Source organism: Gordonia metallireducens (assembly GCF_021245825.1).
Lineage (GTDB): Bacteria > Actinomycetota > Actinomycetes > Mycobacteriales > Mycobacteriaceae > Gordonia > Gordonia namibiensis.
Genome location: NZ_JAJQJP010000002.1, coordinates 64129 through 82751 on the forward strand (window position 1 = coordinate 64129; position 18623 = coordinate 82751).

Here is an 18623-nt window from a genome sequence, read left to right on the forward strand (position 1 = left end):
ACCGTCGTCAAGCACTAAAGTTGGCGGCGATGAACAGTACATCGATGGCTCGCGGTCGGGTGATCGTCGACGGTGGGGCGCCTCATCCGCTGGGCGAATCCCCGCGCATCACCCTGGGTCGGGAACCCGACAACGACATCGTGATCAATCATCCGATGGTGTCGCGTCGGCATCTCGCCATCGAGTGGCGCGGCACCGCCTGGTATCTCGTCGACATCGGCAGCACCAACGGCTTTTTCGCCGGCGGCCGACGCATGGCCGAGATGGTGATCGCCGGCCCGACACAGGTCCGGCTCGGCGACGTGAGCACCGGCCCGATCGTCGACCTGGTCATCGATCCATCCGCCTACCCGCCGCCGCCCAGCGGCCGGATGCCGTCCTCACCGGCCCGGCCGGGCCCGTTCCCGCCGGGCCCCCGGTCGGCGGGGTTCGCCGGCGCCGGCCATCCCGGACCGAACATGCCGCCGTCGGGCCGCATCCCGTCACGAGCCCCGGGTGGTCCCTCTCGCCCCGGTGCGCCGGAACCCATGCCCGCCGAGCTACGCAACGCCCCACATCTGCAGGCGCTCAAACAGAACGTCTCCGCCGTCTATCGGCTCCCGGGGGCGCCGACTCCGCCCGAGCGCGAATCGATCTCGCTGCGCGGCGTGCAGCGCATCGGCCGCACACCCGACAACGACATCGTCGTCAGCGACGTCCTCGCGTCCCGCCACCACGCGCAGGTGTCGAGCCGCGGCGGCGTCCTGGTCATCGACGACCTCGGCAGCGTCAACGGCACCTTCGTCAACGGCCGGCGCGTGACCAACGCACCGCTGTCCGACGGCGACGTGGTCACGATCGGCAACAGCGACTTCGTGGTGTCGGGCGGCACCCTCATGCGCGGCCAGGAGAGCGCGGCGGTCGCCGACGGCCTCCACGTGCACGGGGTCAGCCTTGTCGTCGACGGCGGCAAGCGCCTCCTCGCCGACGTCGACTTCAGCGCAAGTCCCGGCACACTCACCGCGGTGATCGGCCCGTCCGGCGCAGGCAAGTCGACCGTGTCGAAGATCGCCGCGGGCCTCAACTCGCCGACGAGCGGTCTGGTCACCTTCGAGAGTCGCAACGTCCACGCCGAATATGACGCACTCCGCACCCGTATCGGCATGGTCCCGCAGAAGGACGTCCTCCACCACAAACTCACGCTGCGGCAGGCCCTGCGGTACGCAGCCGAGCTGCGGCTACCGCCCGACCTGTCGAAGGAGGACCGCGACCGGGTCATCGACGGCGTCCTCAGCGAGCTGCAGCTGACCGAACACGTCGACACCCGCGTCGAGAAGCTCTCCGGCGGCCAGCAGAAACGCGCATCGGTGGCGATGGAGCTGCTCACCGGTCCGTCGCTGCTGATCCTCGACGAGCCGACATCGGGTCTCGACCCGGCACTCGACCGTCAGGTCATGGCGACCCTGCGTCGCCTCGCCGACGCCGGCCGCGTCGTCCTCGTGGTCACCCATTCGCTGACGTACCTGTCGATGTGCGACCAGGTGCTGCTGCTCGCTCCGGGCGGCAAGACGTCGTTCTGCGGCGCGCCCGCGCAGGTCGAGCAGGAGATGGGGACCTCCGACTGGGCGGAGATCTTCGCCTACGTCGCCGACCAGCCCGACGCCGCGCACACGCGCTACCTCGAACGTCATCGACGCACACCCAATCCGCCTCCGCCGCAACGGCCCCCGGGCCCGCCGATACCGGTGCCGCACACCAGCTTCACCAGACAGGCGTCGACGATCGCCCGACGCCAGGTGCGGCTCGTCTTCGCCGACATCGGCTATCTGGTGTTCCTGGTCTTGCTGCCGGTGGTCCTCGGGCTGCTGACGCTGGTCATCCCGGGGTCGAGCGGTTTCGCCCGGCTCGAGGTGATCCCGAATGCGCCGCCACCCAAGGATGGTGCGGAGGCGATCCAGATCCTCGTCGTCCTCGTCGTGGGTGCGGCGTTCATGGGTGCGGCCCTCACGGTCCGCGATCTCGTCGGTGAGCGCGACATCTTCGAGCGGGAGAGAGCCGTCGGATTGCGTCCCGGCGCTTACCTGTTCGCGAAGATCGTGGTCTTCTTCATCGCGGCGATCCTGCAGACCATCATCATGGTCGGCATCACCTTCGCCGGTCGTGGCCTGCCCGACTTCGGCGGCCCGATCCTGCCGCCACCGCTGGCCCTGCTGTTCGCCGTCGCCGTGCTCGCCTGTGTGAGCACCCTTGTGGGACTCGCGATCTCGTCGGCGGTGAAGTCCAACGAACAGGTGATGCCGCCGCTGGTCATCGTCGTGATGGTGCAGCTCGTCTTCTGTGGCGGCCTGTTCAAGCTCGACGGTGCCGGCCTGCAGCAGCTGTCGTGGATCTTCCCGTCGTTCTGGGGCTACGTCACCGCCGCCGGCAGCGTCGACCTGTACAACATCAACGTCGCCGCACCCCAGCGGATCACGTTGTGGGAGACATCGATCGCCCACAGTGCCATCGCCTACGCCGTGCTCGCGTTCATCAGCATCCTGCTGCTGGCGTTCACCTACTCACGACTGCGGCTGAAGAAGCGCTGACGCCCCCATCCGAAAGCGCTCTGAGTACCGGGTTCCGGCACTCAGAACGCACTCTGTTGGGAGAGCCCAAGCCCTCCGCTGCCTGAGGTGCGAGGAGCGTAAGCGACGAGCCTCGAAGGCCTGGTGACCTGCAGACGCCAACTCGACGGGCAGACTTCGATCGAAGTCTGTGAGTCGGGTTGAGGTTCGTCAGTCGGGTGCGAGCGCTCTAACCAGCCGTGACAGGGTACCGGACGAGACCGAGTTCCGCGTCGTGCGAGAGCTGGTCGTGGCGGGGGAGTACCCGCACCGTGTAACCGAGGTGGCCCGACGCCGGCGGGGTGGCCGGCACCGAGAAGACCACCCGGCCCGATGCGTCGCGATCAGCCGCCGGGCTCATGTCGATGATGGCCGGGTCGACGATGTCGCCGTCGTCGGTCACGCGGCCCAGCACGAGTTGGACACGGAGGCTCTCGGGGTCGAGTTCACCGACCGCCACATGCGCCGAGACCCGAAGGCCGTCGTCCTGGCTCTCTTCGTCCACACCCGCGACGACGATCGACCCCCAGCCGGTCTCGATCTCGCGGCGATACACCGCGAGATCGCGTGCCCCCGCGTAGTCGTCGGCACACGCGGCGACGTAGGCCTCCGCGGCCGGGCAGTACAGCTCGGTGGTGTAGTCCCGGACCATGCGTGACGCGAGGACCTGAGGCCCCAATCGGGTGAGCGTGTGGCGCATCATCTCCACCCAACGCGTCGGCAGCCCGTTGTCGTCGCGCTGGTAGAACAGCGGGATCACGGTGTCCTCGAGGAGTGCGTAGAGCGCCTCGGCTTCGAGGTCGTCGCGTCGGTTCTCGTCTTCGATGCCCTCGGCCGACGGGATCGCCCAGCCGTTGTCGTCGTCGGCCATCTCGTCCCACCAACCGTCCAGGATGGACAGGTTGAGGCCGCCGTTGAGCGCCGACTTCATCCCCGACGTCCCGCACGCCTCCATCGGCCGCACCGGGTTGTTCAGCCACACGTCACAGCCGGCGTAGATGTGGCGGGCCATCGAGATGTCGTAGTCGGGCAGGAACACGATGCGGTCGCGCAGCTGCGGATCCTCGGCGAAGCGCACCACCTGCTGAATGAGTGCCTTGCCGCCGGTGTCGGCCGGGTGCGCCTTGCCCGCGATGACGAGCTGCACCGGGCGGTCGGGGTCGGTGAGGATGCGCCGCATGCGGTCGGGGTCGCGCAGCATGAGCGTGAGGCGCTTGTATGTGGCTGCGCGACGGGCGAAGCCGATCGTCAGCACCCCGGGGTCGAAGAGGTCGGCGGTCCAACCGAGTTCGGCATCGGTGAAGCCGCGTTCGCGTCCGCTCGCGTGAGCCCGACGCCGAACCTCGGCGACGAGCTCGGCCCGCAGCGACTCGTGGGTGGACCAGATGGTCTCCGCGGGCAGTCCGGCGTAGACCTCGGGGGCGGAATCCTCGTCGCTCGAGGCGAAGTCACGCCAGACCTTCGACACCCAGGTGGGACCGTGTACGCCGTTGGTGACCGCACCGATCGGCACGTCCGCGGCGTCGAAGCCGGGCCACAGGTCGGCGAACATCTCCCGGCTCACCTCGCCGTGCAGCTGCGAGACGCCATTGCTGCGCTGTCCGAGGCGGAAACCCATGTGCGCCATGTTGAACACGCCCGGGTCGGCCTCGTCGCCCAGTTCGGCAACGGTCGACGCGGGCAGGCCGGGCAGCAGCCGCGAGGTCCCGGAGTCGTCGGCGTCGAGGTACCGGTTCACCAGATCGGTGGGGAAGCGGTCGATCCCGGCCGGCACCGGGGTGTGCGTGGTGAAGATGTTCGACGCGCGGACCACGGCCTCGGCGGTGTCGAAGTCGAGTCCGGCGGCCACGTACTCCCGGATGCGTTCGGTGCCCAGGAATCCGGCGTGCCCCTCGTTCATGTGGAAGACCGTCGGTTCGTCGCGGCCGGTCACCTGCACGTAGGCGCGCAACGCACGGACACCGCCGATGCCGAGCAGGATCTCCTGCAGGATGCGGTGCTCCTGATCGCCGCCATAGAGACGGTCGGTGACGCCGCGCAGCTGGTCGTCGGTGTTGGCCGCGATGTCGGAGTCGAGGAGTAGCAAGGGGATTCGGCCGACGTTCGCGACCCACACCTGCGCGGACAGGGTACGACCGCCGGGCATCGAGATCTCGACGACGACGGGCGCATCGCCGTCGGTGAGGAGGGTGAGCGGCAGATCTCGCGGGTCGTTGACCGGGTATCGCTCCACCTGCCAGCCATCGTGGTCGAGACCCTGGCGGAAGTAGCCCGACCGGTAGAACAGTCCGACGCCGATCAGGGGGAGTCCGAGATCCGATGCCGCCTTCAGATGATCGCCGGCGAGGATGCCGAGTCCGCCGGAGTAGATCGGCAGCACCTCGGAGACACCGAACTCCATGGAGAAGTACGCGATCCCGGGCGGCACCGGATGGTTCTCCGCGTACCCGCCGAACCACTGCGGCGCGTCGAGGTACTCCCCGAGACTCGCCTCCGCCGCCGCGACCCGCGCGCGGAACTCCTCGTCGGCCGCCAGCTCGGTCAGCCGGGCCGGATCGACGTCGGCGAGCACCCGCAGCGGATCACCCGTCGCCTCCCACCGTTCGGCGTCGATCGTCGCGAACAACTCCTGGGTCGGCGGGTTCCACACCCAGCGCAGGTTGTGCGACAGGGGACCGAGGGCGGCCAGTTCGGGAGGCAGCGGCACCCGAACGGTGAACCGGCGGAAAGCTTTCACGGCGACGACGGTACTGGTGCCGGGCCCTCCCTGCGAACGGGACGATGCGAGCCACTCCGCATCACCCTCTACCCTCGAAGCATGCAGCGAATCATCGGTACCGAGGTCGAGTACGGAATCTCCGCTCCCGGCGACCCGACCGCGAATCCGATCATGACCTCCACCCAGGCTGTTCTCGCCTACGCGGCGGCGGCCGGCGTGCCGCGTGCCAAGCGCACGCGCTGGGATTACGAGGTGGAATCCCCGCTCCGCGACGCCCGCGGATTCGACCTCGGGCGCGGTTCCGGACCGGCCCCGATCATCGACGCCGACGAGATCGGCGCGGCGAACATGATCCTCACCAACGGCGCCCGCCTCTACGTCGACCACGCCCATCCCGAGTACTCCGCACCCGAGGTCACCGACCCCATGGACGCGGTCATCTGGGACAAGGCGGGCGAACGTGTCATGGAGGCCGCCGCACGCCACGTGGCGAGCGTTCCGGGTGCGCCCAAGCTGCAGCTGTACAAGAACAACATCGACGGCAAGGGCGCCTCCTACGGCACGCACGAGAACTACCTGATGGCCCGCGAGACCCCGTTCACCGCGGTGATCGCCGGTCTGACCACGTTCTTCGCCTCGCGGCAGGTCATCACCGGCTCGGGTCGCGTGGGCATCGGCCAGTCGGGTGATGAGGCCGGCTTCCAGCTTTCGCAGCGCTCGGATTACATCGAGGTCGAGGTCGGCCTCGAGACCACCCTCAAACGCGGCATCATCAACACCCGCGACGAGCCCCACGCCGACCCGGAGCGCTACCGCCGGCTGCACGTCATCATCGGCGACGCCAACCTGGCCGAGACCGCGACCTACCTCAAGGTCGGGACCACCGCACTGGTCCTCGACCTCATCGAGGCGGGCGTCGACTTCTCCGACATCGAACTAGCCCGCCCGGTCCAGGCCGTGCACACCATCAGCCACGACCCGACCCTGACCGCGACCGTCGCACTCACCGACGGCCGCGAGCTCACCGGGCTGGCCCTGCAGCGCGAGTACCTCGAACGCTGCATGAAGTTCCACGAGCAGGAGCACTCCGACGACGAGCGGGCCAAGCATGTCCTCGAGACGTGGGCGGATGTGCTCGACCGGCTCGAGCGCGACCCGATGGAATGCTCGGACATCCTCGACTGGCCGGCCAAGCTGCGCATCCTGGAGGGCTTCCGCCAGCGCGAAGGCCTGGCCTGGTCGGCGCCGCGCCTGCAGCTCATCGACCTGCAGTACTCCGACGTCCGGCTCGACAAGGGGCTCTACAACCGCCTCGTCGCGCGCGGCTCGATGAAGCGTCTGGTCGACGAGAACGACGTGCTCGCCGCGATCCACGAGCCGCCGCGCAACACCCGCGCCTACTTCCGCGGCGAATGCCTGCGCCGGTTCGGTGCCGATGTTGCCGCGGCCAGCTGGGATTCGGTCATCTTCGACCTCGGCGGGGACTCCCTCGTCCGCATCCCGACGCTCGAGCCGCTGCGCGGGACGCAGGCCCACGTGGGCAAGCTCCTCGATTCGGTCAACTCCGCCGCCGAACTGGTCGACCAGCTGACGACCTGACACGCGCGGGGCATGTGCTTTGTTCCGCCCCAGTTGTCGCCGCCACAGGTAGTGTGGGAACACACGATTCCGAGGCCGATTCACCAGGGATCAGCGCCCGGCGGAAGCCGGTGAGATCCCAGGGGTCGCAAGACCCGATGGTGGTCGGTCGCGGGTAGCCCGCCAAGGGGCGATCGGTTTCAAGGAGGCAGCAGATGGCGCAGGAACAGACCAAGCGTGGTGGCGGCGGCGACGATGAGGGCGTTGGCCCCGATTCCGGTGCCGGACAGGAACGTCGCGAGAAGCTGGCCGAGGACACCGACGACCTGCTCGACGAGATCGATGACGTGCTCGAGGAGAACGCCGAGGACTTCGTGCGTGCTTACGTGCAGAAGGGCGGCCAGTGAGCGACAGGTTCGGATCACTGCCCTTCTCACAATCTCGTACGGGTTCCGCTCTCGGCCCCAGATCCTCTTTCGGCGCGGACATCTCGTCGTTCACCGAATTCCTGCGGATGCACGCGCCCGAGCAGCTTCCGCAGGCTCAGGTTGATCGCGTGGGGTCTTTCGCCGGTGGCGCAGACGGCGCCGGAGACATCCCGCACGGCACGACGATCGTCGCCGTGTCGTACCCGGGTGGCGTGATCCTCGCCGGGGATCGTCGTGCCACCATGGGCAACCTGATCGCGACGCGAGACGTCAAGAAGGTCTACATCACCGACGAGTACTCGGCGGCCGGCATCGCCGGCACCGCGGGTATCGCGATCGAGATGGTGCGGCTCTTCGCCGTCGAACTCGAGCACTACGAGAAGATCGAGGGCATCCCGCTCACTCTCGACGGCAAGGTCAGCCGGCTCGCGAGCATGGTCCGGGGCAACCTCGGCGCGGCCCTCCAGGGTCTCGCCGCGATCCCGTTGCTCGTCGGTTACGACATCGACCACGACGACCCGACCGAGCGCGGCCGGATCTTCAGCTTCGACGTCGCGGGTGACCGTCACGAGGAGTTCGGCGGGTACACGGCCATCGGTTCGGGTTCGGTGTTCGCGAAGTCGTCGCTGAAGAAGCTCTACCGCTCCGATCTGACCGCCGGTGAGGCGCTCGTCATCGCGGTGGAGTCCCTCTACGACGCCGCCGACGACGACTCCGCCACCGGCGGACCCGACCTGGTCCGCAAGATCTTCCCGATGGCCGCGGTCGTCGACGCAGAGGGTGCTCGGGAGGTGGACGCGACCGAGATCGAGGATGCGGCGCGGGCCGTCGTCGAACGCCGTACCGCCGAGCACGAGGGAGGTGCCCGATGACCTTCCCGTATTACGCCAGTGCCGAGCAGATCATGCGCGATCGCTCGGAGCTTGCACGCAAGGGCATCGCACGCGGTCGTTCGGTGGTCATCCTGACCTACGCCGACGGTGTGCTGTTCGTCGCGGAGAACCCGTCGAACACCCTCCGCAAGACCAGCGAGATCTACGACCGCATCGGTTTCGCCGCGGTGGGCAAGTACAACGAGTTCGAGAGTCTGCGCAAGGCGGGCATCCAGCTCGCCGACATGCGCGGCTACAGCTACGACCGCGCCGACGTGTCCGGTCTGTCGCTTGCCAACACCTACGCCAACGCCCTGGGCAGCGTCTTCACCGAGCAGGCCAAGCCGTTCGAGGTGGAGCTGTGTGTGGCCGAGGTCGCCCGTGCGGGCAAGCCGAAACCGTCTCAGCTGTACCGGATCTCCTACGACGGCTCGATCACCGACGAGACCCGGTTCCTGGTGATGGGCGGCGCGACCGAGCCCATCGCGGCGGCTCTCAGGGAGAGCTACGCGCCCGACATGGAGCTCGCCCAGGCGATCGGGGTCGCGGTCACGGCGCTCGTCACCCCGGCCGACTCCGGCAACGGCGCCCCGGCGTCGCCGCGGGAGCTGACCGCCGGCGACCTCGAGGTCGCGATTCTCGACCGCAACCGGCCGCGTCGGGCGTTCAAGCGCCTGACCTCGGCCGCGGTCGAGGAGCTCCTGCCGACCGCCGAGACCCCCGCCGCCGACGCGTCGGCGCCGGACACCGGGGCGGACGGCACCACCTCCGGCGGGACGACTTCCGACGGATCGAATTAGAACGCGACGACGCGCGGTCGACCGGGCGCTTCTGCCCGGTCGACCGCGGGTCCCGCGAGTAGGGTTGGTCAAGTGCAGCGACGAATCATGGGCATCGAGACCGAATTCGGTGTCACGTGCACCTTCCACGGCCATCGGCGGCTGAGCCCTGACGAGGTGGCGCGGTATCTGTTCCGCCGCGTCGTGTCGTGGGGCCGCTCCTCGAACGTCTTCCTGCAGAACGGTGCACGGCTCTATCTCGACGTCGGGTCGCATCCCGAGTACGCGACCGCCGAGTGCGACAGCCTCATCCAGCTGATCAACCACGACCGCGCCGGCGAACTCGTCCTCGAGGACCTGCTCGTCGACGCCGAGCAGCGTCTCGCCGACGAGGGCATCGGCGGCGACATCTACCTGTTCAAGAACAACACCGACTCCGCAGGCAACTCCTACGGCTGCCACGAGAACTACCTCGTCGTGCGCGCGGGGGAGTTCTCCCGCATCTCCGACGTCCTCCTGCCGTTCCTGGTGACCCGGCAGCTGATCTGCGGTGCCGGCAAGGTGCTGCAGACCCCGAAGGCGGCCACCTTCTGCCTGTCGCAGCGGGCCGAGCACATCTGGGAGGGCGTCTCGTCCGCCACCACCCGCTCGCGTCCGATCATCAACACCCGCGACGAGCCGCACGCCGACGCCGAGAAGTACCGGCGCCTGCACGTCATCGTGGGCGACTCGAACATGTCCGAGATGACGACCCTGCTGAAGGTCGGCTCGGCGGCCCTGGTGCTCGAGATGATCGAGGCCGGCGTGGCATTCCGGGATTTCGCCCTGGACAACCCGATCCGCGCCATCCGCGAGGTCAGCCACGATCCCACCGGCCGACGCCCCGTGCGTCTCGCCGGCGGACGCCAGGCCAGTGCCCTCGACATCCAGCGCGAGTACCACGCACGCGCGGTCGAGCACCTCACCAACCGTCGTCCCGATCCGGAGATGGACATGGTCGTCGACCTGTGGGGCCGCATGCTCGACGCGGTCGAGGCCGACGACTTCGCGAAGGTCGACACCGAGATCGACTGGGTCATCAAGCGCAAGCTGTTCCAGCGCTACCAGGACAAGTACTCGATGGAGCTGTCGGACCCGAAGATCGCGCAGCTCGACCTCGCCTTCCACGACATCAAGCGCGGCCGCGGTGTGTTCGACGTCCTGATGCGCAAGGGTCTCGTGGCCCGCGCGACCACCGACGAGGCCATCAAGACCGCCGTCAACGAGCCGCCGCAGACCACCCGCGCCAAGCTCCGGGGTGACTTCATCTCGGCGGCGCAGAAGGCCGGACGGGACTTCACCGTCGACTGGGTCCACCTCAAGCTGAACGACCAGGCCCAACGCACCGTGTTGTGCAAGGACCCGTTCCGCAGTGTCGACGAGCGGGTCGACCGGCTGATCGCATCCATGTGAGCGAGCCTCCGCACCGCCCGATCGGCGAGGATCTAACCTGACGCAGTGGCCACTCCCAAAGTCGAGCGACTGCTCAATCTGGTGATCTGTCTGCTGTGGACGAAGCAGTACGTCACCGCCGACTACATCCGACGCAACGTCGCCGGTTATCAGGACGGCGACAAGTCCGACGAGGCGTTCAACCGGATGTTCGAGCGCGACAAGAACGAACTGCGCGACCTCGGCATCCCGCTGGTCACCGGGCGATCGTCGATGGCGGCGGGCGCCGAGGGATACCGCATCGACCGCGACACCTACGAGCTGCCCGACATCTCCCTGGACTCCGACGAGGCCGCCGCGATCGCGATGGCCGCCGCGCTCTGGGACACCCCGGAGGTCTCCACGCTGTCGCAGACCGCGATCCTCAAACTCCGCGCCGCGGGCCTCGACGTCCGCTCCGAGGACGACCTCGGCATCACCGCGGGCGGTTCGACGCGGTCGATGGGTTCCGAGCAGGTCATCGCCGGACTCCTCAACGCGATCCAGGTCAAGCGTGCCGTCGAGTTCACCCATCGGTCGTCGGCGACGGCGACCCCGGCCGTCCGCCGGGTCGAGCCCTGGGGAGTGGTGTCCCATCGTGGCCGCTGGTACGTCGTCGGACACGACCTCGACCGAGCCGCCACGCGTACCTTCCGTCTGTCGCGCATCTCGTCGGTGACCCCGGTCGGGCCCGCCGACGCCGTCGACGTGCCCGCCGGCACCGATCTCCAGCAGATCGTGTCCGCGGCGGTCGATTCCGCGGCGGGCACCGACGGTCGCACCGCGCGCATCTGGGTGGCTGCGGGTCGGGCCGCCGGACTCCGCCGGGCCGCGACGGCCTCCGAACCGGGTGACCTCGACGGTGAGGCGGGCGACGTGTTGACCCTCGACATCCACTCGCTGTCCGCGGTGGCGCGCATGGTGTTGGGCGTGGGCCGGGACGCCGTCGTCCTCGATCCGCCGGAGCTGCGCGAGCTCGTGATCGCCGGCCTCGACCGGCTGGCAGGGGTGAGTGCCTGATGGCCGGTGCACAACCGTCGCGTCTCAATCGACTGCTGGCGATGGTCCCGTATTTCCAGGCCCGCCGCGGCATCTCGATCGAGCAGGCCGCGCGCGAGCTCGGCGTGTCCCAGTCGCAGCTCACCAAGGATCTCGAGCTGCTGTTCGTCTGCGGGCTCCCGGGTTATTACCCCGACGACCTGATCGAACTCGAGTTCAGCGAGGGCTTTGTCAGCGTTGGCTTCACCGCGGGGATGGACCGCCCGCTGCGGCTCACGACCGTCGAGGCCAGCACCCTGCTCGTGGCACTGCGCGCCCTCGTGGAGACGCCCGGTGTGGTCGACGTGACCGCCGCGCGGCGGGCGATCGCCAAGATCGAGGAGGCGGTCGGGGCGACTGCCGTACCGGGCCTGTCCTCCGGCGCCGAGACCGACACGACGCCGGGGGAGAACCCGACCTTCACCACCGTCCGCGAAGCCGTCCGCCGGGGACGTGCACTCCAGTTGAGCTACTACTCGGCGAGCCGGGACAGCGTCACCGACCGGGTCGTCGACCCCATCCGCCTGCAGGTGATGGACCAGCACACCTACCTCGAGGCCTGGTGTCGCATGGCCGAGGGCGTGCGACTGTTCCGCTTCGACCGCATCGACACCGCCGTCGCACTCGACGAACCGAGCAACCCGCCCGCCGAGGCCGAGTCGTCGTCGCAGTCGGTGCTGGTCCCCGAGAACCCGGATCTACCCGCGGTCGAACTCGAGATCGACCCGGATCACCTGTGGATCCTCGACTACTACCCGGTGGAACCGACCACCTCGATCGACGACCGCGATCCGGACGAACCGGTGCGCGCCCGCATGGTTTACGGCTCACCCGAGTGGCTGACCCGGTTCCTGCTGGGCTTCGGCGGCTCGGTCCGCGTCGTCGACGATGAGAAGGTCGCGACAGCGGTGGTCGAATCGGCGGCGAGTGCACGCGAGCGCTACCGCTGACCCGGCGGTCCACCGCCCGCCGACAACTCGGGTAGCATTGACCACGGTCTGGATCCGATCTGAAGGGTGATCTCATGGGCTTCACTTCGTGGTGGCACTGGGCGATTGTCGCCGTCGTGCTGCTGATCCTTTTCGGCTCGAAGAAGCTGCCGGACGCCGCCCGAGGTCTCGGACAGTCGCTGCGCATCTTCAAGAGCGAGGTCAAGGAGATGCAGAAGGACGACAAGCCGGCCGATGCCGCACCGGCATCGCCCGACGCACCGCAGCGGGAACTCCCGTCGGCTGACAACACCCAGCCGGGCACGTCGTCGAACGCCGACGCCAAGAAATCGGCTTAGGGGCGCGTCGGAGAATCCGAGTGCGCATCCCCTTCGACCCCCGATACCGCAAGCGCAAACTCAATCCCGACGGCACGATGTCGTTGGTCGAGCACCTCTATGAGCTGCGCACGCGCATGGTCATCTCGCTGCTGGCGATCGTGGCCACCACGATTCTCGGCTTCATCTGGTACAGCCACGGCTTCCTGGGCGTCTCGTCGCTCGGCGACATGTTGCGCGGGCCGTACTGCGACCTGCCGGCCTCGAGCCGTGCCACGCTGACCGCCGACGACTCCTGCCGTCTGCTGGCGACCGGCCCGTTCGACCAGTTCATGCTGCGACTCAAGGTCGCGCTCACCGCCGGTGTGGTCCTGGCCTGCCCGGTGTGGATCTATCAGACCTGGCAGTTCATCACTCCCGGCCTCCACCAGAACGAACGCCGCTACGGCATCGCCTTCGTCACGGTCGCGACCACGCTCTTCGTCGCCGGCGCCGTTCTGGCGTACCTGGTCGTCGCGAAGGCCTTCGACTTCCTGTTGACCGTCGGCAACGAGGTCCAGGTGACCGCGCTCGCCGGCGATCAGTACTTCGGCTTCATGATCAACGTGCTGGTCATCTTCGGTGTCAGTTTCGAGCTGCCGCTGTTGATCATCGCGCTCAACCTGGTCGGCGTGCTGACCTACGACCGCCTCAAGAAGTGGCGCCGCGGCCTGATCTTCGCGGTCTTCGTCTTCGCCGCCATCGTCACCCCGGGCCAGGATCCGTTCACCATGCTGGCCCTCGCGGTCGCACTGACGGTCCTCCTGGAGTTCTCCATCCAGTTCGCCCGCATCGTCGACAAGCGTCGGGGCAAGCGGGCGCCGAGCTGGGCCGGACTCTCCGACGACGAGGCCAGCCCGCTGCCGCCGACCCGCCCGGTCTCGGCGCCGTCGCCGGTCGCGACCTCGGCTGCGGGCAGCCCGAACGCCACCCGGACCTCGACGCGGGCACGCGAGACATTCGACGACGTCCTGTGAGTCAACTCGACGCGTTCACCTCGCGGCTGGACTTCGGACTCGACCCGTTCCAGCGTCGTGCCTGCGAGGCACTCGAAGCCGGTCACGGCGTGCTGGTCTGCGCACCGACCGGCGCGGGCAAGACGATCGTCGGCGAGTTCGCGGTGCACCTCGCTCTCGCGGGCGGGACGAAGTGCTTCTACACGACCCCGATCAAGGCGCTGAGCAACCAGAAGTACGCCGACCTCGTCGCCGTCCACGGTCACGAGTCCGTCGGTCTGCTCACCGGTGACAGCTCCATCAACCCGGATGCGCCGATCGTCGTGATGACGACCGAGGTCGTGCGCAACATGATCTACGCCGAATCCCGCGCGCTCGACGGACTGTCGCATGTGGTGATGGACGAGGTGCACTTCCTCGCCGACCGCTTCCGCGGTGCGGTGTGGGAGGAGGTGATCCTGCACCTCGAACCGTCCGTGCGTGTGGTGAGCCTGTCCGCGACCGTCAGCAACGCCGAGGAGTTCGGCGACTGGATCCAGACCGTCCGCGGCGACACCTCCGTCATCGTCGACGAACACCGGCCGGTCCCGCTGTCCCAGCACATGCTGGTCGGCCAGCGCATGTTCGACCTCTTCGATCCGGCCGATCGCGATCCCGCCGACCGCAAGGGGTCACGACCGCGGGTCAATCCCGAACTCAAACGGCACATCCGTCACCGCATCCTGCTCGCCGAGGACGAGCGCGAGTCGTCCCGGGGCCGAGGCCGCCGGGGTGGCGGGGGACAACCACGACGCCGCGACGGTCGGGGTCCACTGCTCTCGCGCCCCAACCTCGTCGGACGCCTCGACCGAGAGGGGTTGCTACCCGCGATCGGGTTCATCTTCTCCCGGGCCGGATGCGACGCCGCCCTGGCACAGTGTCTGCGGTCGGGTATCGCGCTGCTGACACCCGAGGAGGCCGCCGAGGTCGACGCCGTCGTCGACCGGCGACTCACCGAACTCTCACCCACTGACGCCGACGTCCTGGGCGTGCAGGAATGGCGCGAAGGTCTTCGTCGTGGGCTGGCGTCGCATCACGCCGGAATGCTCCCGACCTTCCGGCACGCCGTCGAAGAACTCTTCGTCCGCGGTCTCGTCCGTATGGTGTTCGCCACGGAGACACTGGCTCTCGGGATCAACATGCCTGCCCGGTCGGTGGTCCTCGAGCGTCTCGTGAAGTACAACGGCGAGTCGCACGTCGACCTCACCCCCGGCGAGTTCACCCAGCTGACCGGCCGCGCCGGACGCCGCGGGATCGACGTCGAGGGCCATGCCGTCGTGGTGTGGACCCCCGAGGTGGTCCCCGAGGAGGTCGCCGGCCTCGCGGGTGCCCGCACGTTCCCGCTGCGCAGTTCGTTCTCGCCGGAGTACAACATGGCGGTCAACCTGCTCGGCCGGCTCGGTCTCGACGGGGCCCGCGAGCTCCTTCACCGGTCGTTCGCACAGTTCCAGGCCGACCGCTCGGTGGTCGGACTGGCCCGCAAGCTCCATGAATCGCAGCGGGCGCTGCGCAAGCTCGACGGCGAGCTCGCTCGCGCCGCCGAGGCCCGGGGTCTGGAGCCCGGGGGAGTCGACGCCACCGGGGAACCGGCCGTGGGTGACGCGGAGGCGTACGCAGGGTTTCTCGGTTACGTCACGCTCCGTGAGGACATCCGGCGCCGCGAACGAGACCTCAAGTACCGCAAACGGATCAACACCGAGGACGCGATCGTCGCCGACCTCGCCGCGCTCAAACGCGGCCACGTCATCGGGGTGCCGGTCGGACGCCATCGCGGTCTCGCGGTGATCGTCGAACCTGCCACCCAGGCAGCGGATCCCAAACCGCTGGTGGTCACCGAGGACGCCTGGTGCGGCCGGATCGGACTGCGCGACTTCGTCAACCCGCCCGAGGTCCTCGGCAACATGCGGTTGCCGAAGAACGCCGACCGCCGCACCGGACGCGGCCGTCGTGATCTCGCATCGGCGTTGCGCTCCACCGGGATCGAGATGCCCCGCGGCCGATCCAAGAAACGGGCCGACGCCGCCGACGATTCCGAACTGGCCGCGATGCGACGCACGCTGCGTGCCCATCCCGCACACCAGATCCCGAACGGCGACGAACTGTTCCGGCTCGCCGAGAAGCGCAACCGCCTCCTGCGCGACATCGTCACCGCCGAACGCAGCATCGGCGAGCGGACCTCGACGCTCGGTGTCACCTTCGACCACATCGTCGGTGTCCTCAGCGAACTCGGCTACGTCGAACGCGTCCGCGAGGCCTCCGAATCGACCGGCCACACCATGCGGGTGACCGAATCAGGAAAGCTGCTCGCTCGCATCTACAGCGAGAGCGACCTCGTGGTGACCGAATGCATCCGCGCGGGCGTGTGGGACGACCTGTCGCCCGCCGACCTGGCCGCCGTCGTCGCCGCACTCGTCTACGAGAGCCGCCGTGACAGCTACGGCGGGGTCGACGCGCTGCCCGGGAGCACCTCGCTGCGCACGGCGATGGCCGCGACCGTCGACATCTGGTCGAAGGTCACCGCGGTCGAGTCCCGCCACCGGGTGAGTCCCACTCGCGAGCCGGACACCGGTTTCTCGGTCGCCGTGGCGACGTGGGCGTCGGGCCGATCGCTCAGCGAGGCGCTGCTCCTCGCGGGTGAACGCGGGCAGCTGCTCTCGCCGGGCGACTTCGTCCGCTGGAACCGCCAGGTCATCGACCTCCTGGAGCAGGTCCGGCTGTGCGTCGGCACCGACACCCGGCTGGGCGGCACCGCACGTTCCGCGGTCAAGGCGATCCGCCGGGGAGTGGTTGCCGCCGAGCTCGGTTGAGCCCGTCGGTTCACCAGACGACGCTCCCGGCCACCCTGTGCTCGGTTGCCTGATAGTCGTGGGTGCCTGAGGTAACGTTCATCCCGCATTCGGTGTCGGGGAGGAATGCCCCGGCACTGTCGCGTGACGTCACAGTTCGCCGACACCTCGCCGAGGTGGGAGCCGAGTGGGAGGGGACTCATGACCGACCCGAACAACCCGAATCCGTCCCAACCCCAGCAGGCCCAGCCGGGCGCCGGCGACAAGACCGAGATCGTGAACACGGGCGGTTCCCAGCAGGGCGGTCCGCAGGCCGACCCCACGACGATGGCGCCGAATCCGGGATACGGCCAGCAGCCGCCGCAGGACCCGAACCAGCAGGCTCCCTATCCGGCGAATCCGTACCAGCAGAACCCGTATCAGACTCCCGGATACGCGCCCGGAGCGCAGGCATCAGGGGGTCAGCCGCCCCAGAATCAGCCGACCCAGGTCGGGTACCCGGGGGTGCAGCCCGGCCAGTACGGACAACCCGGTGGCCAGCCGGCCTACGGTGCCCCGGACCAGGGCGCGCCCAACTACGGCGGACCCTCGCAGCCCTACGGTCGGCCCGACCCCGGACAGTACGGGGGCGGACAATACGGGGCCGGTCAATACGGTGCTGCCCAGTACGGGGCCCCGGGTCAGTACGGTCAGCAGCCCTACGGCCAGCCGCAGCAGGCGCCGGGCGCCTACGGCCAGAACCAGTTCGGCGGACCCGACCAGTTCAGCGGCATGGCGACGCCCAAATCGAACAAGACGCTCCGAACCCTGCTGTTCGCCGGGGGCGGTGCGCTGATCGTGATCGCCGCGATCGTCCTCATCACCGCCTTCGTAGCACCCGGCTGGGCACCGAAGAACCTCGACCAGCAGGCGGCCCAGGACGGCGTGCAGAAGATCCTCACCGAGGACTACCAGGCCAGCGACGTCAGCAACGTGAAATGCCCGTCCGGTCAGCGCGTCAAGGAGGGGTCGTCGTTCACCTGCTCGGTGACCGTCGGCGGACAGGACCAGCAGGTCACCGTCACCTTCATCGACGACGAGGGTCGCTACGAGGTCTCGCGTCCCAGCTGATCAGGCCTTTGGCCAGCCCAGCGCCTTCGACAACCGGCTCACCGACGCCCCGATGCCCAGCTCCTCGACGAGCGCGGCCAGCGCCTCGGGGTCGGCCGGTTCCGACGGGAGCAGATCCGGCCCGCTGTCGATGGTCTCCGCGTCGGTGCGCACCGAGACAACGGTGCGTGCGGCCTCCAGATAGTCAGCGGCAGCGAGTAGCGCCTTGCGAGCCCGAGTCGGGACCTTCGACGACGAGTCCCGGGCAGCCTCCTCGAGCGCGTCCAGGCTGCCGTATTCGCTGATCAGTTTCGCCGCGGTCTTCTCACCGATGCCCTGCACGCCGGGAAGACCGTCCGACGGGTCGCCGCGCAGCATCGACATCTCCGCGTAGCCGATCCCGGCGCGATCGGCGGGTACGCCGTACTTCTCGCCGACCTCGACCGGCCCCATCATCTCGGCCTTCGCCAATCCGCGCCCGACGTAGAGCACCCGCACCGGAACTGGATCGTCGGACACCACCTGCAGCAGGTCGCGGTCACCGCTGACGACGATGACGGGGTCCTTCGCCTCCTCCCAGGCGAGCGTCCCGATGACGTCGTCGGCCTCGCAGCCGACCGCACCCGAGGTCGCGATCCCCGCGGCGGCAAGGACATTCATGATCATGTCGACCTGCGGCGTCAGCGTGTCCGGAACCTCTTCGACATCGATGGTCTCCGTGCCCGTGGCGTCGGTCGCACCGTCCTCGACCGCGACGCGGTGCGCCTTGTAGGTCGGGATGAGGGCGGTGCGGAACTCGGGACGCCAGTCGAGGTCGAGGCAGACGACGAGGCGCGTCGGGTGTTCGCGCGTCACGAGATTCGCGATCGTGTCGATGAATCCCCGGACCGCGTTGACCGGTCGCCCGTCGGGGCTGGTCATCTTCTCGGGCAGGGCGTAGAACGACCGGAACCACAGGCTCGCACCGTCGAGCAGCATCAA

The 18623-nt window shown here is 68.6% G+C and carries 14 protein-coding genes; 12 read left to right on the forward strand and 2 right to left on the reverse strand.

All coding sequences use genetic code 11. The annotated features are described in order from the left end of the window. Positions 1-44: 44 nt before the first annotated feature. Entirely contained in the window at positions 45-2564 is a 2520-nt protein-coding gene (locus tag LQD00_RS00435) for an FHA domain-containing protein (RefSeq protein ID WP_232715415.1), read from the forward strand. A gap of 208 nt (positions 2565-2772) precedes the next feature. Here LQD00_RS00435 and glgP read toward each other — a convergent pair whose 3' ends face one another. Further along, positions 2773-5319, reverse strand: coding sequence for an alpha-glucan family phosphorylase (gene glgP, locus LQD00_RS00440; protein ID WP_232715156.1), 2547 nt, complete (start codon positions 5317-5319; stop codon positions 2773-2775). Positions 5320-5400: 81 nt separating this feature from the next. Here glgP and dop point away from each other — a divergent pair, with 81 nt between their 5' ends. The 11 genes from dop to LQD00_RS00495 all read left to right on the forward strand — a co-directional run bounded on the left by dop (position 5401) and on the right by LQD00_RS00495 (position 17663). Beyond that, positions 5401-6900, forward strand: coding sequence for a depupylase/deamidase Dop (gene dop / locus LQD00_RS00445; RefSeq protein ID WP_154883360.1), 1500 nt, complete (start codon positions 5401-5403; stop codon positions 6898-6900). Between the two features lie 194 nt (positions 6901-7094). Further along, entirely contained in the window at positions 7095-7286 is a 192-nt protein-coding gene (locus tag LQD00_RS00450) for a ubiquitin-like protein Pup (protein ID WP_004019064.1), read from the forward strand. After that, positions 7283-8179: a proteasome subunit beta gene (gene prcB, locus LQD00_RS00455; protein WP_232715157.1), complete on the forward strand. Its 897-nt coding sequence runs from the start codon at positions 7283-7285 to the stop codon at positions 8177-8179. The genes LQD00_RS00450 and prcB overlap by 4 nt, the downstream gene beginning before the upstream one ends. Then, positions 8176-8979 carry a proteasome subunit alpha gene (prcA, locus tag LQD00_RS00460; protein ID WP_232715158.1) on the forward strand — a complete coding sequence of 268 codons (804 nt, stop codon included), beginning with the start codon at positions 8176-8178 and terminating at the stop codon, positions 8977-8979. The genes prcB and prcA overlap by 4 nt, the downstream gene beginning before the upstream one ends. A gap of 72 nt (positions 8980-9051) precedes the next feature. Continuing rightward, positions 9052-10410, forward strand: a complete 1359-nt coding sequence (gene pafA, locus LQD00_RS00465; RefSeq protein WP_005200010.1) for a Pup--protein ligase — start codon at positions 9052-9054, stop codon at positions 10408-10410. Positions 10411-10455: 45 nt separating this feature from the next. Next, on the forward strand, positions 10456-11448 hold the full coding sequence (locus LQD00_RS00470) for a helix-turn-helix transcriptional regulator (protein WP_232715159.1): 993 nt from the start codon (positions 10456-10458) through the stop codon (positions 11446-11448). After that, a complete protein-coding gene (locus LQD00_RS00475; protein WP_232715160.1) occupies positions 11448-12416 on the forward strand; it encodes a helix-turn-helix transcriptional regulator in 969 nt (322 codons plus the stop codon). Before LQD00_RS00470 ends, LQD00_RS00475 begins: the two co-directional genes overlap by 1 nt. 74 nt (positions 12417-12490) lie before the next feature. After that, complete coding sequence (gene tatA / locus LQD00_RS00480; protein WP_232715161.1) at positions 12491-12754, forward strand: Sec-independent protein translocase subunit TatA; 264 nt, start codon at positions 12491-12493, stop codon at positions 12752-12754. 20 nt (positions 12755-12774) lie between these two features. Further along, positions 12775-13749 carry a twin-arginine translocase subunit TatC gene (tatC, locus tag LQD00_RS00485; protein ID WP_232715162.1) on the forward strand — a complete coding sequence of 325 codons (975 nt, stop codon included), beginning with the start codon at positions 12775-12777 and terminating at the stop codon, positions 13747-13749. Beyond that, the gene (locus tag LQD00_RS00490; RefSeq protein ID WP_232715163.1) at positions 13746-16574 is read left to right on the forward strand and encodes a DEAD/DEAH box helicase; all 2829 of its coding nucleotides are present in this window, start codon (positions 13746-13748) and stop codon (positions 16572-16574) included. The genes tatC and LQD00_RS00490 overlap by 4 nt, the downstream gene beginning before the upstream one ends. 180 nt (positions 16575-16754) lie before the next feature. Then, positions 16755-17663, forward strand: coding sequence for a DUF4333 domain-containing protein (locus tag LQD00_RS00495; protein ID WP_232715164.1), 909 nt, complete (start codon positions 16755-16757; stop codon positions 17661-17663). Here the strand turns inward: LQD00_RS00495 and LQD00_RS00500 are convergent, their stop codons facing one another. Beyond that, complete coding sequence (locus LQD00_RS00500) at positions 17664-18620, reverse strand: 5'-3' exonuclease (RefSeq protein ID WP_006864729.1); 957 nt, start codon at positions 18618-18620, stop codon at positions 17664-17666. Positions 18621-18623 lie beyond the last annotated feature (3 nt).

Coding starts and splice junctions, on each gene's coding strand:
- LQD00_RS00495 (WP_232715164.1), top strand. CDS start 16,755: ATGACCGACCCGAACAACCCGAATCCGTCCCAACCCCAGCAGGCCCAG.
- tatA (WP_232715161.1), top strand. CDS start 12,491: ATGGGCTTCACTTCGTGGTGGCACTGGGCGATTGTCGCCGTCGTGCTG.
- LQD00_RS00500 (WP_006864729.1), bottom strand. CDS start 18,620: ATGCTGCTCGACGGTGCGAGCCTGTGGTTCCGGTCGTTCTACGCCCTG.
- prcA (WP_232715158.1), top strand. CDS start 8,176: ATGACCTTCCCGTATTACGCCAGTGCCGAGCAGATCATGCGCGATCGC.
- LQD00_RS00475 (WP_232715160.1), top strand. CDS start 11,448: ATGGCCGGTGCACAACCGTCGCGTCTCAATCGACTGCTGGCGATGGTC.
- LQD00_RS00450 (WP_004019064.1), top strand. CDS start 7,095: ATGGCGCAGGAACAGACCAAGCGTGGTGGCGGCGGCGACGATGAGGGC.
- dop (WP_154883360.1), top strand. CDS start 5,401: ATGCAGCGAATCATCGGTACCGAGGTCGAGTACGGAATCTCCGCTCCC.
- LQD00_RS00435 (WP_232715415.1), top strand. CDS start 45: ATGGCTCGCGGTCGGGTGATCGTCGACGGTGGGGCGCCTCATCCGCTG.